This window comes from Streptomyces sp. JB150 (genome assembly GCF_011193355.1).
GTDB lineage: Bacteria > Actinomycetota > Actinomycetes > Streptomycetales > Streptomycetaceae > Streptomyces.
Map to the genome: position 1 here is coordinate 467,455 of NZ_CP049780.1, position 13,584 is coordinate 481,038.

At 73.8% G+C, this 13,584-nt stretch carries 11 protein-coding genes; 6 read left to right on the forward strand and 5 right to left on the reverse strand.

The window, feature by feature from the left end; all coding sequences use genetic code 11:
• Positions 1-294: 294 nt before the first annotated feature.
• From G7Z13_RS02180 to G7Z13_RS02190, 3 genes are all read left to right on the forward strand, one after another.
• Positions 295-1,971 carry an alpha/beta hydrolase gene (locus G7Z13_RS02180; protein WP_165995488.1) on the forward strand — a complete coding sequence of 559 codons (1,677 nt, stop codon included), beginning with the start codon at positions 295-297 and terminating at the stop codon, positions 1,969-1,971.
• 54 nt (positions 1,972-2,025) lie between these two features.
• On the forward strand, positions 2,026-3,120 hold the full coding sequence (locus G7Z13_RS02185) for a chemotaxis protein (RefSeq protein ID WP_165995490.1): 1,095 nt from the start codon (positions 2,026-2,028) through the stop codon (positions 3,118-3,120).
• 88 nt (positions 3,121-3,208) lie between these two features.
• A complete protein-coding gene (locus tag G7Z13_RS02190) occupies positions 3,209-4,234 on the forward strand; it encodes a Gfo/Idh/MocA family oxidoreductase (protein WP_165995492.1) in 1,026 nt (341 codons plus the stop codon).
• A 1-nt stretch (position 4,235) separates the two neighbouring features.
• Here G7Z13_RS02190 and G7Z13_RS02195 read toward each other — a convergent pair whose 3' ends face one another.
• On the reverse strand, positions 4,236-4,649 hold the full coding sequence (locus tag G7Z13_RS02195; RefSeq protein ID WP_165995494.1) for an SsgA family sporulation/cell division regulator: 414 nt from the start codon (positions 4,647-4,649) through the stop codon (positions 4,236-4,238).
• 374 nt (positions 4,650-5,023) lie between these two features.
• On the opposite strand from G7Z13_RS02195, the gene G7Z13_RS02200 reads away from it, so the two are divergent.
• Positions 5,024-6,475 carry a PP2C family protein-serine/threonine phosphatase gene (locus G7Z13_RS02200; RefSeq protein WP_165995496.1) on the forward strand — a complete coding sequence of 484 codons (1,452 nt, stop codon included), beginning with the start codon at positions 5,024-5,026 and terminating at the stop codon, positions 6,473-6,475.
• 74 nt (positions 6,476-6,549) lie between these two features.
• Here G7Z13_RS02200 and G7Z13_RS02205 read toward each other — a convergent pair whose 3' ends face one another.
• Positions 6,550-8,052, reverse strand: coding sequence for a hypothetical protein (locus G7Z13_RS02205; RefSeq protein WP_165995498.1), 1,503 nt, complete (start codon positions 8,050-8,052; stop codon positions 6,550-6,552).
• A gap of 243 nt (positions 8,053-8,295) precedes the next feature.
• Here G7Z13_RS02205 and G7Z13_RS02210 point away from each other — a divergent pair, with 243 nt between their 5' ends.
• Together G7Z13_RS02210 and G7Z13_RS02215 are read left to right on the forward strand one after the other, a co-directional pair.
• Positions 8,296-9,432, forward strand: coding sequence for an aminoglycoside phosphotransferase family protein (locus tag G7Z13_RS02210; RefSeq protein ID WP_165995500.1), 1,137 nt, complete (start codon positions 8,296-8,298; stop codon positions 9,430-9,432).
• Between the two features lie 317 nt (positions 9,433-9,749).
• Positions 9,750-11,657, forward strand: a complete 1,908-nt coding sequence (locus tag G7Z13_RS02215; RefSeq protein ID WP_240926088.1) for an N-acetylmuramoyl-L-alanine amidase — start codon at positions 9,750-9,752, stop codon at positions 11,655-11,657.
• Positions 11,658-11,667: 10 nt separating this feature from the next.
• On the opposite strand, the gene G7Z13_RS02220 is transcribed toward G7Z13_RS02215, so the two are convergent.
• The 3 genes from G7Z13_RS02220 to G7Z13_RS02230 all read right to left on the reverse strand — a co-directional run bounded on the left by G7Z13_RS02220 (position 11,668) and on the right by G7Z13_RS02230 (position 13,560).
• On the reverse strand, positions 11,668-12,165 hold the full coding sequence (locus G7Z13_RS02220; RefSeq protein WP_165995504.1) for a hypothetical protein: 498 nt from the start codon (positions 12,163-12,165) through the stop codon (positions 11,668-11,670).
• A gap of 97 nt (positions 12,166-12,262) precedes the next feature.
• The gene (locus tag G7Z13_RS02225; protein ID WP_165995506.1) at positions 12,263-13,174 is read right to left on the reverse strand and encodes a universal stress protein; all 912 of its coding nucleotides are present in this window, start codon (positions 13,172-13,174) and stop codon (positions 12,263-12,265) included.
• 143 nt (positions 13,175-13,317) lie between these two features.
• Positions 13,318-13,560, reverse strand: coding sequence for a DUF397 domain-containing protein (locus tag G7Z13_RS02230; protein WP_165995508.1), 243 nt, complete (start codon positions 13,558-13,560; stop codon positions 13,318-13,320).
• Positions 13,561-13,584: the final 24 nt, after the last annotated feature.

Sequence of the window (13,584 nt, forward strand, 5' to 3'; positions counted from 1 at the left end):
TACGCGGGCACTCACCCGCACCGGATAAAACGCGGGAGAACCATCCGGGTTATGGCTTGTCGATCGTTCATCCCATCGAGCGACAGGAGCAGCCGATGCAGCGATGCAACGTTCCTCGGGACGGCCGAAAATCGCACATAATACGACGCTCCACCCCCCTGACCCCCTCCCCGCCCGCTCCTCACCCCCTCCCCACCCGCTCCCCATCCGCCCGGAGGCGACCCTTCCGGCCGCCGCTTATGGTGAGCGAGGGTGCCGTTCCCCGCTCCGCAGCCCGGCGCCCTGGAGGCATCGATGCCGGCAAAGCCGTCGAGGCGGCCCGCACCGCGGCGCCGCGCACTCATCGGGGCCCTCTCCGTGACGCTGCTGTGCGCGGGACTCCCGGCGGCGGCCGCGGACGACGGCCAGCCCGACCTGACCCGCTTCTACCGCCAGAAGGTCACCTGGGGCCGCTGCGAGGGCATGGACATGCCGAAGGACCTCCAGTGCGGCAAGGTCACCGTCCCGCTCGACTACGCCCGGCCCCGGACCGGCACCCTGGACCTGGCGCTCGCCCGCTACCGCGCCAGCGGCGACCGGCACGGCTCCGTCGTGCTGAACTTCGGCGGCCCCGGCGGTTCCGGCGTCGTCGGACTCGCCGGCAGCGGCCGGGCGTACATGGATCTGACCGACCGCTACGACGTGGTGAGCTTCGACCCGCGCGGCGTCGGCCGCTCCTCCCCCGTCAGCTGCGGGGACGCCTTCCAGACGGCGGAGTTCGACGAGGACGCCGACGAGGTGCTGCGCGATCCGCGGGCGCTGCTGCGGCAGTTGCGCGAGGAGGCCGCCGCCTGCGAGAAGCACTCGGGGCCGGTCCTGCCGCACATCGGCACCGTGAACGTCTCCCGCGACCTGGACGTCATCCGCCAGGCGCTGGGCGACGAGAAGCTCAACTACCTCGGTTTCTCCTACGGGACCCGGCTCGGCGCGGTGTACGCGAAACAGTTCCCGGACCGCGTGGGCCGGCTGGCGCTGGACGGCGTGGACACCCTGACCGAACCCCTCACCGAGCAGGGCATCGCGGGCGCGCGGGGGCAGCAGACCGCGCTGGAGGACTTCCTCGACTGGTGCACGCGGGACGTCGCCTGTCCGTTCGGGCAGGACCCGCGCCGGGCCCGGGAGGACATGCTGCGGCTGGTCCGCTCGCTGGACCGGGACCCGGTGCCGACCGACTTCGGGTACGAGTTCACCGGCCAGGACCTGGTGGGCGCCATCGGGCAGGCGCTGTACAGCAAGGAGCTGTGGCCGTCGCTGGAGCGGGCCCTGGCCTCCCTCATGGAGGACGGCGAGACCCACCGCATCGAGGCGTTCGCGACGGGCGGCTATCTCCTTCCGGGCATCCCGCCGGGCATCCCGCCAGGCATCCCGCCAGGCACTGGGCCGGGCATCCCGCCGGACGGCCCTGCTGACGGCCCGGCGGACGAGCGCCGTCGCGAGACCGGACCTGAGCACGACGGCGGCCTGGCCGACGAGGAGGACGTCCCCCTCGACAACCTGGCAGCGGCGCTGATGGCGGTCAACTGCGCGGACGATCCCGACCGCCCCACGGCCGCCCGGGTCGAACGTGACCTCGACCGGCTGCGCGCCGCGTACGAGCAGGCCTCGCCCGTCTTCGGCCGCTACCGGCTCACCGAGGTGCTGCTGTGCTACGGCCGGCCCCCGGGCACCGACTTCATCCGCGAGCAGGTGCGGGACGTCGACAGCCCGAAGCTGCTGCTGGTGGGCACCCGCGGCGACCCGGCCACGCCGTACCGCTGGACCGTGCAGACCGCGCGCCGGCTCGGACCGTCGGCGGTCGTCCTCGACAACAGGGGCGACGGGCACACCGGATACGGGTCCTCGAAGTGCGTGCACCGCAAGGTCGACGACTTCCTGCTGTACGGCTCCCTGCCCCCCAACGGCAGTTCCTGCGGGCCCGAGGACCAGGAATGACCTGGGGTTTTCTCCCCGAATGCCCGGAAGGTGAATCGGTCCTATGGTGCTGTCATGGAGCACGCACTCAGTCCCACGACCCTCGCCGAGCTGCGCCGCCCGCGCCCCTACCCCGCGGTGTCCGTGCTGGCGCCGACCCACCGCCGGGAACCGGAGAAGAACCAGGACGCGGTCCGGCTGCGCAATGTGGTGGCCGAGGCCAAGAAACAGCTGGAGCACGACCCGGCGGTGCCCCGCGAACGGCGTGCCGACGTCGTCGCCCAGCTCGACCGGGCCCTGTCCGAGGTGGATCTCACGCACACCGAGGACGGGCTGGTGATCTTCGCGGCGCCGGGTGAGCACCAGGTGTGGTCGGTCGCGCGGCCCGTGCCCGAGCGGGTGGTGCTGTCGGACACCTTCCTCACCCGCAACCTGGTCTCCGCGCAGGCCGCGGACCGGCCGTTCTGGGTGCTGTCGGTCGCGTCCGACCGGGTCACGCTGTGGAACGGCGGAACCGACCGGGTCGTCGAGGAGCGCTCCGGCCCCTTCCCGATGATCCGCGACCGGGAGAACTTCGACCCCGAGCGCCAGCAACGCGTCGGCGACCAGCCGAGCGGCTACCGCGACGAGCGCACCCGCCTCTTCCTGCGGGAGGCCGACCGCGCGGTCCGCGCCGTCCTGCGCGACAGCCCGCGCCCGCTGTACGTGACCGGCGAGCCCGCCGCGCTGGCCCTGCTGAACGAGGTCGGCGAGGTCACCAAGGGCGCGGCCCAGGTCCCGCGCGGCGGTCTGGCGCACGCCAACCCGGAGACGGTGTGGCTGGCGCTGCGCCCGCTGATCCAGGCGGAGGAGGCCCGCACCGTGGACAGCGTGGCCGACCAGCTCGAAGCGGCCCGCGGCCACCGGGAGTTCGTGGCCGGCGTGGACGAGGTCTGGCAGAACGCCAAGCAGGCCCGCGTGCGGCTGCTCGCCGTGGAGGAGAACTACCGGGTGACCGTGCGCGACGACGGCGACCACCTGATCCCGGCCGACGGCGGCGACCTCGACGCGTGCGAGGACATCGTGGACGAGATCGTCGAGAAGTGCCTGGAGACCGGCGCCGAGGTGCGTTTCGTCCCCGACGGCACCCTGGGCGACGCGGGCGGCATCGCCGGAGTGCTGCGCTACTGACGGCACCACCCACCGCGCCGCAGCGCTCCCCCTGCCGGTGCCCGGCCCGTACGCTACGCCGGGACGGGCGGCGGGAAGGAGCGCGGGCGTGGGTGACGTGCTGGGTGTGGCGGTGCTGGGTGCGGGACACATGGGAGCCGATCACCTGCGGCGGCTCGATCAGGTGGTGAGCGGCGCCCGGGTCGCCGCGGTGGCCGACCCCGACGCGGACCGCGCGAAGGAGGCGGTGGCCGGGCTGGCCGGGGTCACGGTGCACACCGAGACCGAGGCGGCGCTGGACGCGCCGGGCGTGGAGGCCGTACTGATCGCCTCGCCCGGCCCCGCGCACGAGGAGGCGCTGCGCGCGGCGCTCGCGCGCGGGCTGCCGGTGCTGTGCGAGAAGCCCATGGTGCCGGAGTCCGCCGGGGCGCTGCGGGTGGTCGAGGCGGAGGCGCGGCTCGGGCGGCGGCTGGCGCAGGTCGGGTTCATGCGGCGCTACGACCCGGAGTACGGGCGGCTGAAGGAGCTGCTGGACTCCGGGCGGCTGGGCCGGACGCTGATGCTGCACTGCGTGCACCGCAATGTGTCCTCGCCACCGGACTTCACCAGCGCGATGCTGATCGACAGTTCCGTCGCGCACGAGATCGACGCGGCCCGCTGGCTGCTGGCGCAGGAGCTGACCGCGGTGACGGTGGTGCGGCCGCGCCCCTCCGCGCTCGCCCCCGAAGGGCTGCTGGACCCGCAGTTCGTGCTGTTCGAGACCGAGGCCGGAGCGCTCGTGGACGTGGAGGTGTTCGTCAACTGCGGCTTCGGCTACCAGGTGCGCTGCGAGGCGGTCTGCGAGGCGGGCAGCGCGCGGATCGGCGAGGAGCGCTCGGTGCTGGTCACGGCCGGCGGTGAGGCGCGCGCGCAGGTGCCGCGCGACTATCTGGTCCGGTTCGCGCAGGCCTACGACCGGGAGGTGCAGGCGTGGGTCGACGCCACCCGGCGGGGGCGGGTGACGGGGCCGAGCGCCTGGGACGGGTACGCGGCGGCCGCGGTCGCCGAGGCCGGGGTGCGCTCCCTGGAGGGCGGTGGCCGCGTGGCCGTGGAACTAGCCCCGCGCCCGGCGCTGTACGCGGGCCCGGGGGCCTGACTCAGACCTCGTCGAACAGGCTGCTCAGTCCCCGGTCGACGGTGTCCCCCAGGTCCTCCTGACCGGCCGCCACGACGGCGTAACTGCGCAGCAGGAAGCGGCGCAGGGCGGCGGTGTCGAACTGGAGCAGCGCCATCCCGTAGGGCGAGTGGAACTCCACGACGGTGCGTTCCGGGCCGCACGGCCACAGTTGCACGTCCCCGCAGCCGGCGGGGGTGCGCAGCCCTTCCTCCAGCAGGGCGCGGGCGAAGGTCCAGCTGACCGGCTGGCCGTCGAGGGCGGCGTGGGGCGGGAAGTCGAAGTACACGGCGAACGGGTCGTCCGCCGTGTACCGGAGCACCGCGGGCACGGGCTTCTCCTGCTCGTCCGCCATGATCAGACGGGCGTGGGCGGCCTGCTGGAGGGTGAGTTCCATGGGCGTCTCCCTGGGAGTGCGCGGTCGGGCCGGTGTGCCAGTACGAGCGCGCGACAGCCCGTCACATGCTGTGACCTGCGTCACATGACGGAGAGGCGTCGCATCACCTGGAACAGGGGTGCGTCGAACGGGTGAATGAGCGCCGCCTTCAGCGCCCGGCGGTCCGTCAACTCGCGTACGGGTTCTACGACTTGGACCACTCGGCGACGTACGTCCGACGTACGCCGCGACCACTCCGGAAGGACTATGGCATATGCCCGAAGCACCACCGTAACGTGTGTTGCCGAATCCCTTACGGGCCCTGGCGGGCTGTGCGACAGTCATAGCGGTCCCACCGCTCCCCTTGGCCAACCGTCCCCGCATCGGAGTACGTCATGCCGTCCCATCTCTCCGCGGACCACCCAGCCGCCCAGCCGCCCGGACGCGGCCGGGTCGACGCCCTCATCTCGCAGGCGCGGCGGCTCAAGGGCGAGGTGGACGCGGTACGGCGGGACGCGCAGGGGGACGGCACGGACGACCCGCACGGACGCTGGCAACGCGCCCTGTACGACCTGGCGTTGCACCAGCTGGAGGACCTCGACGAGCACCTGGCCCAGCTGCGCGACGGGCCCCGGCCCGAGCCGGCGCCGCGCTCCCCGGTGCCGGCCGCCCGCACCGCGTCCGCCTGCGCCGCGGACAGGTCGCTGCTCAGCCGGGTCGGCAGCGCCGAGTGGGACCTGCTGACCGACGCGGCCACCTGGTCCCCGGAGCTGTACGCGATCCTGGGCCGCGACCCCGCCACTCCCCCGCTCACCCTGGACGAACTGCCGTCCCTGGTGTTCGAGGAGGACCGCCCGAAGCTGACCGCGATGGTCACGGGCTGTCTGGTGGACGCCCGCCGCATCGACGGCGAGATCCGCGTCGTCCGCCCCGGCGGCGAGGTGCGTACCGTGCACATGATGGGCGAGCCCGTGCTCGACGCCGACGGCAGCACCGCCTCGATGTGGGCGGTCCTGCGTGACGTCAGCGAACTGCGCCGCAGCCGGCAGGCCGTGAGCGAGACCCGTGACTCGCTCCAGCGCCACCGGCAGCAGGAGCAGGCCGAGCACCGGCTTGCGGTCGAGTTGCAGGAGGCCGTGCTGCCGGCGTGGCGCGGCACCCTGCGGCTCCCGCACCACGGCCGGCAGAGCCTGGACCTGTCGGGCCGCTGTCTGCCCTCGACGACGAGCACGCAGGCCGGCGGAACCTGGTACGACGCGCTGGAACTCCCGGGCGACGACACCCTGCTGAGCGTCGGCGACCTCACCGGACACGGACCGGCCGCGACCACCGGCATGGCGGTGCTGCTGGGCGCCCTGCGCGGCATGGCGATGACCGGCACCCGGCCGGGCCCGCTGATGACCCTGCTCAACCGGCTGCTGGACACCACCGCCCAGCCCGCCCTCGGCAGCGCCGTCTGCTGCCGCTACCGCCCCGAGACCCGCACGCTGGTCTGGGCCCACGCCGGACACCCCGCCCCGTTGTTGTTCCGCGACGGGACGGGGCGCAGGCTGACCCCGCCGGACGGCGTCCTGCTCGGCGCGACTCCCGGTGCTGCCTACGGCGAGGCCGAGGAGATCCTGGAGACGGGCGATGTGCTGCTGCTGCACACCGACGGGCTGATGCCCGGGCCGGCCACCGGACCGGTCTCCGGGGACCGCCTCCTCGGCCTGGCCCCGCGGTTCGCCGCGGCGGCGACCGCGGAGGACTGTCTGCGGGTGGTCGTGGAGGAGCTCGGCGGGAGCGATCGCGAGATCGACGGGTGCGTGCTCGTCGCCAGGGTGCCCGCGGGGCACGGGGCGCCCTGACGTCCCCGCGGCGCCTGTCCCTCTTCCCGCCCGGTGCGGGGTGCGCGGCCCGCTTCTCCCCTGGTCCGGCGCGGTCATGCGCGGGCGGTGCCGCCGCCGCCCAGCTTCCTCGCCTGGTCCTTCGGCAGGGCCAGTTTGATCTCCTCCCGCAGCTCCTGGATCTTCGGATAGGTGGCGTACTGGGCGGTGAGCCGGTACATCTGGCGCAGCCGGTCCCAGGTGCGGCGCGAGGAGTTGGAGCTCATCGACACCAGCGCGAGGCGCGCGTACCCGGCGGCCTGCTCCGGGTCGTCGGCGATGAAGCAGGCGGACGCCATGGAGAGGTGGTCGAAGATCTTCGACCGTTCCTGTGCGTCGACCCGCAGGGCCAGCGCCTTGTCCGCGTAGTGCTGGGCGTGCACCGCGGCCCCCGGCTCGAACTCCGCCAGCGTGCGATAGGCGAGGGCCTGCATCCCGTACAGATCCGCCTCGTTGAACAGCTGCATCCAGCTCGGCGGCGGGACGTCGCCCTTGTCGGAGACGAAGAGGTCCTCCGCCTGGCCGAGGGTGCGGCGCATCGCCTGGCCCTTGCCCATGGACGCCTGGGCCCACGCCTCGATGGTGTGGAACATCGCCCTGGTGCGGGGCAGCACCTCGTCGCCGGAGCCGGACTGGGCGAGCTTCATCAGGTCCAGCGCGTCGTCGGGCCGGCCCAGGTGCACCATCTGGCGGGCCGCCCGTGACAGCGCCTCGCCCGCCCGGGGCCGGTCACCGCCCTCTCTCGCGGCATGGGCGGCGATCACGAAGTACTTCTGGGCCGTGGGCTCCAGGCCGACGTCGTGCGACATCCAGCCCGCGAGGACGGCGAGGTTGGCCGCGACGCCCCACAGGCGCCGCTGGAGGTGGGGTGGATGGTGGTAGGCGAGGATGCCGCCCACCTCGTTGAGCTGACCCACGACCGCCTTGCGCTGGAGCCCGCCGCCGCGGGCGGCGTCCCAGGCGCGGAACACCTCGACCGAGCGCTCCAGCTCCTCGATCTCCTGCGACCCGATGGGGGCGGCCTCGTAGCGGTCGAACCCGGCGGGGTCGGCGTGCAAGGGGTCGTCGAAGTGGGGGGCGTCGGCCCTGAGGGCCGGGTCGGTGTGCAGCCAGTCGTGCATGGCGCTGCTGAGTGCGGATCCCGCGGCGAGCACGGCACCCGCGCCCACCAAACCGCGTCGGTTGAGCATGAGGTCCATTCCCGTGAATTCGGTGAGGACCGCGGCGGTCCGCTCGGGCGCCCACGGCACTCCGTCGGGATGCTCCGCACTCCCGCCGCCCTGCCGTTTCCCCGCACGCCCGTGCCGGACCAGACCGAGGTCCTCGATGGTCACGACACGGCCGAGACGCTCGGTGAACAGCGCCGCCAGCACCCGCGGCACCGGATCGCGCGGGATCTCTCCCATGTCGATCCACCGCCGCACCCGCGAGGTGTCGGTCGCCAGCTGGGGGTGGCCCATGGCCGCCGCCTGCCGGTTGACCAGCCTCGCGAGTTCTCCCTTGGACCAGCCGGCCAGGCCGAACAGGTCTGCAAGGCGGGTGTTGGGTTGTCCGCTCACGTCAAGCCCCCAGGTACTCGGCTCAGTTGACACTAGCCCGGTGAGACATGCCGGGCGACTATTCGCCAGGGTTCGCCAGGGTCCGCCAGATGGTGTGCCACCGGCCATCGGGTGTCAGGTAGGAACGCGCCACCCCGCCCCGGTCGCCCCTGATGCGACAGGTGCATTCCCCAGGGTGTACCGGGACGGCCGGGCCGGGAGGCGTTTTGCAGACGCAGGCACACGAAGGGATCTGTATCGCCCATGTACGCAGCATCGTCCTCCGTGTCCGCCCCGCCCCGGCCGCTGCACCCCCGCCCGGGTGGCGGCGGCCCCTACCTCGCCCCCGCGCGCCCGGCCTCCCCCGTGCTCGGTCAGGGCACGGCGCGGCGCGGCGGGGGGTTCACCCAGCCGCTCAGCGGGAGACTCGACCTGTCCGGCCCACAGGGCGCCCAGCTGCGCACGGCGATCGCGTCCGTGCACCGGATCTGCCCGGAGTTCGCTCCGGTGCAGGTGCTGCGGCGCAGCGGGCGGTCCGTGCTCCTGGTCGGCACGACCGGACGCAGCACGGCCGTCGCCAAGTGTTTACTGGACCACTCCCCTGTGTGGGCGGAGAGGATCCGGCACGAAATAGCTGCATACCGCTCGTTCGTCCGGCACCGCCCTCCGGTGCGGGTGCCGAGGCTGATCGCAGCGGATCCGGACAACTGCACCCTGGTGATCGAGCGGATGCCGGGACGGGCGGCGGCGTTACAGCGGCACCCGGCCGAGGCGCCGCCGCGGGGGGACATCCGGGCGGCGCTCGGCGCGATCTGCCGGCTGAACGCCTGGCGGCCGCCGGCGGGCACGTTCGACGCGCCGCTGGACTACGCGATGCGGATCAACCGGTACCACGAGCTGGGACTGCTGACCGACCGGGACCTCGGCGACCTGCAGAAGCTGCTGCACGGCATCGCCCTGGCGTCCGGGCGGCAGGGCATGGGCCAGTTCTGCCACGGGGACGCGCTGCTGTCGAACGTGCTGCTGTCGCCGGCCGGTCCGGTGCTGGTGGACTGGGAGCACGCGGGCTGGTACCTGCCGGGCTACGACCTGGCCACGCTGTGGTCGGTGCTCGCGAAGGCCCCGGGGGCGCGGCGGCACATCAGCCAGATCGCGCAGTCCGCGGGCCCGGCCGCGCGGGACGCGTTCCTGGTCAACCTGATGCTGGTGCTGACCCGCGAGATCCGCACCTACGAGACGGCAGTGCAGCGTTCGATGCACGAGGCGGCCCCGGCGGCGCCGGGGGCGGCACATCCGGGTGCCGTGCCGTCCGGCGAGGAGCAGCGGCTGCTGCTGCGGCGGTTGCACGACGACTGCCAGATGGCCCGCCGGGCGGTGCGCGCGGCGGTCGGCACGCGCTGACGGGGATCGCGGTCCGCGGCGCGCCGTTGACGACGGCGCACCGCGGACCTCGTCGTGTCGGCGCCCCGCCGCCCCCATTGGTGTACGCCGGTGACGCCGCGCAGGCCGGCGTCCCGCCACCGCGAAACTCCCGCCGACCCGCGTTGACGTGGGATGTCGCGTGGTCTCTTGCATGATTGACGGATCGTCGGAGAGCCGGTACCACTGTCAGGCTCCGTACGGCTCATCGCGCCCGACCGTCCCAGGAGGCTGCCGTGCACGTCACCGATTCCCGTCGAGCCGCAGGGCCGAGACCCCGACGGCGTGCCGCCGGTGCCGTGGCCAGCGCGGCGCTGCTGCTGCCGCTGCTGGGCGCCGCCCCGCCCGGAGACGATGCCCCGGCGAGCGGTCTGCAAGAGGCGTTCGCCGCCGCGGCCGAGGCGTACGACGTGCCGCGGAGCGTGCTGCTCGGCGTGTCGTATCTGCAGTCCCGCTGGGACACCCACGCCGGGGCGCCGAGTGTCGTGGGCGGCTACGGTCCGATGCATCTCACCGACGCCCGGACCGCCCTGGCGACCGCTGCCCCGCACCACGCCGAGGGCACGGAGGATCCGCGCGGCGACGACTCCCGCCCGCCGCTGCTCCCGACGGCGGAGGTACCGGCCGGCACGCGGCTGCCCGCGCGTCTCACCACGCTGACGAAGGCCGCCGGGCTGACCGGTCTGCCGCCCGAGCGGCTGCGCACGGATCCGGCCGCGAACATCGCCGGCGGTGCCGCGCTGCTCGCCGAGGCCCAGCGGGAGCTGGGGGCGCCGGCGAGCGACGACCCGGCGGACTGGTACGGGGCGGTGGCCCGCTTCTCCGGCGCGGACGACAGCGCCACGGCGGCGGCGTACGCGAACGACGTGTACGACGTGCTGCGCACCGGCGGGGCGCGGGTCACGGACGCCGGGGAGCGGGTCGCCCTGGCCGCCCGGCCGGATCTGATGCCCGATACCGCCCGGTTGCGGCAGGCCGGTCTGCGCACCGCCGACGCCGAGGGCACCGAGTGCCCGCCGACGGTGTCCTGCGAGTGGATCCCGGCGCCGTACGAGGAGTTCGGGGACGGTGACTACGGCAACCACGATCTCGCCGACCGGCCCCGGTCCCAGGACATCGACTACATCGTGGTGCACGACACGGAGGGCCGCTGGGAGGGCGTCCTGAAGATGGTCCAGGACCCGACCTATGTGTCCTGGCACTACAGTCTGCGCTCCACGGACGGGCACATCGCCCAGCACGTGAAGGCGAAGGACGTGGCCTGGCACGCGGGCAACTGGTTCGTGAACGCCAAGTCGGTGGGTCTGGAGCACGAGGGGTTCCTGGCGTCGCCGGACGCCTGGTACACGGAGGCGATGTACCGCTCGTCGGCGCGGCTGGTGCGGTACCTGGCCAAGCGGTACGGCATCCCGCTGGACCGGCAGCACATCCTCGGCCACGACACCGTGCCGGGGCCGACCCCGGCGACCGTGCCGGGCATGCACACCGACCCGGGGCCGTACTGGGACTGGCAGCACTACTTCACGCTGCTCGGCCGCCCGTTCCGGCCCACGGCGGGCCCGGGCTCCGGCGTGGTGACGATCCGCCCGGACTACGCCACCAACCGTCCGGAGTTCACCGGCTGTGTCTCCCCGGGCGAGCCGTGCGCGGTGCACGGGTCGAGCGCGGTGCGGCTGTACTCGGGTCCCGGTGAGGAGTATCCGCTGATCAAGGACATCGGGCTGCGGCCGGGCGGCGGTGACTCGACGACCGGGGTCAACGACATCGGCTCGCGGGTCTCCACCGGTCAGCAGTACGCGGTGGCGGACCGCGCCGGTGACTGGACGGCGATCTGGTTCCTCGGCCAGAAGGCCTGGTTCAGGAACCCGGCGACGTCCCCGGCGGCCGTCCCGGCGCGGGGCGTGGTGGTGACGCCGAAGGAGGGCCGCACGAGCGTCCCGGTCTACGGCCGCGCCTACCCGGAGGCCGCCGCCTATCCGGCGGGCGTGCCCGCGCAGCCGGTGACGCCGCTGCCGTACCGGCTGCCGGCGGGGCAGCGGTACGTGGTGGGCGAGCGGCTGCCCGGCCAGTACTACTACGCGGTCGCCTACGACACCGGCTCGCACCGGGTGGTGACCGGCCAGGACGTGTACTACCAGATCCAGTACGGCCACCGGGTGGCGTTCGTGCGGGCGGCCGACGTCGACGTGGTGCCGTCGGCCGGGTGACGCGCGGGCCTCAGCCCTGCTGGAAGAGTTCCGCCGGGAGCGGCTTGAGCAGGGCGTAGAGGTCGTCGGTGATGGGGCGGTCCCAGGCGGCGATGGTGACGAGGACGTTGTCGCTGCGGTCGAACTGGACGCAGGAGATCCGGCTCTCGGAGAGCTTGACGCGGCGCACGATCAGCAGGTTGTCGCCCTGCATGACCGGCACGTCCTCGGTGCCGACGACGGTCACCTCCTCGTCGTTCTCCAGCGCCAGCAGCAGCTGGGCCACCTCGAAAGGGACCTGGCCGTCGGGGACCTCGCGGGCCGGGGAGCCCTCGGGGAGGTTGCCGATGATCATGGCGGGGCCGCGGCCGCCGAACAGGTCGTAACGGAGGAAGACGCCCTGGCAGCTGCCGTCGGGGGCGGGCAGCAGGCCCGCGCCCAGATTGCCGGGCCAGTCGCCCGGATCCATGGCCAGTACGTCGAAGTCGGGCCCGGCGGGAGTGGCACTGCGGCGGCGGAGGAACGACATGTCGCCATGGTACGTGGCCGCGGGGTGACCGCGCCGGGCGGGAGGCGTCGGGCAGGGCCGGCCCGCGGACCGCGCCCGGCGGTCCGCGGGGCCGGTGTCAGCTCGCGTCCTCCGGGGGTGCGGGCGGAACCACCACGACCGGGCTCGGGGCGTGCAGGAGCACGGCGTGGGTGACCGAGCCGATCATGCGGGCGGGGGCGAGCAGCCGGCGGCGGTGGCGGCCGACGACGGTCAGGACGGCGCCCTGGGCGGCGGCGACGAGCTGTCCGGCCGCGTCGCCGGGCGCGACGTACGCGTCCGTCCCGACGTCGGGGTGGCGGGCGCGGTGCGGGGCGAGGAAGCCCTCGGCGAGGACCCGGATCTCGTGCTCGACGGCGTCCTGGTCGATCCCGGTGGGCAGGAGTTCGCCGGGCTGGCCGGCCCACAGTTGTACGGGCCACGGATAGGCCGCGACGACCTGGAGGCGCGCGCCGCGCAGGGCGGCCTCGGCGAAGGCGAAGGAGAGCACGGCGTCGTCGGGGCTGTCCACGTTGAGGCCGGCGACCACGCGGGGGCCGGGGGCGGCCTCGGGGACGCCGTCGAGTTCGCGTCCGGGCCGGGGCACCACGACGACCGGGCACTCGGCGTCACGCGCGGCGGACATCCCGTTGGAGCCGAGCAGCAGGCTGGCGAAGCCGCCGCGGCCCCGGGAGCCCAGGACCAGCAGCTGGGCCTCGGCGCCGAGTTCGGGCAGGGTGGCGCCGGGCGAGCCGTCCACCGCGGCGTACTCGACCGGGACCGGGCCGGTGCGCCCGTCGAGGTGGTCGCGGGCCTGGTCGAGCACCGGCTCGCCCGCGGTCTGCGGCGGCATCGGGACGGTGATCCCGGCCGGGGCCCAGGCCCCGTACTGCCGTACGTACACCACGCGCAGCGGGGCGGCGCGGCGGCGGGCGGCGTCGAGGGCCCAGTCGAGGGCGCGCACACTGTCGTCCGAACCGTCGAACGCCGCGATGACCGGCAGGGTGTCCATGGGTTCCTCACCTCCGGAATGCGATGCACCGCTTCCGGGGCCAGCGTGGCGCAGGCGGCGGCCCCGGAGCGCCGTAGGGCATCACGTGTCCGGAAAAAGCGGCGGTGAACCCCCGGATCGGCTCCCCGGCCGGGCGGAGCCCGTCAGGTGAGGTCGAACTCGCCCTTGCGTGCCCCCGACACGAACGCTCCCCACTCGTCGGGGGTGAAGATCAGCGACGGGCTCTCGGGGCGGCGGCTGTTGCGCATGGCGATGAACCCCTCGACGAAGGCGATCTGGACATCCCCGAGTCCGCGGCTGCCGGACTGCCAGTCGGCATTGCTCAGGTCCAGGTCCGGCTTGTCCCAGCCGGTCGGCGGCTTGTGCTGGGTGGTGCTCTCGGCCACGTCCGTGCTCCTCCCGATTCGTGG